1 protein-coding gene is annotated in these 334 nt (G+C 52.4%); it reads left to right on the top strand.

Annotated elements, in window-relative coordinates; all coding sequences use genetic code 11:
• Positions 1 to 334 (top strand): hypothetical protein (locus KH400_RS30415; RefSeq protein WP_217228692.1); only part of this gene is annotated, 334 nt, incomplete at both ends.

Raw genomic sequence — 334 nt, 5'->3', positions numbered from 1 at the left:
AAAAGAAGGAAGGAAAGAGAAGGAAGGGAGGAGAGGGAGGAAGAGAAGAGAAGAAGGAAGGGGAGGGAGGGGAAAGAGAGAGGAAAGAGAAAAGGAGGAAAAAAAGAAGGGGAAAAGAGAAAAGAGAGGGGGGAAGGGGGAAGAGAAAGGGAGAAAGGGGAGGGGAGGAGGGGGGAAAAAAGAAGAGGAGAGGAAGAGGGGGAAGAGAAGGAGAGGAGGGAGGAGGAGAAGGAAAGGGAGAGAAAAAAGAAAAAGGAAGAGGAGGAGAGAAAGAGGGGAGAAGAGGGAGAGGGGGAGGGGGAGAAAGAGGAGGGAGGAAGGAAAGGGGGAGGAA

Origin of the sequence: Desertibacillus haloalkaliphilus, assembly GCF_019039105.1 — a bacterium.
Lineage (GTDB): Bacteria > Bacillota > Bacilli > Bacillales > KJ1-10-99 > Desertibacillus > Desertibacillus haloalkaliphilus.
This window is presented reverse-complemented; position numbering and strand designations above follow the sequence as displayed.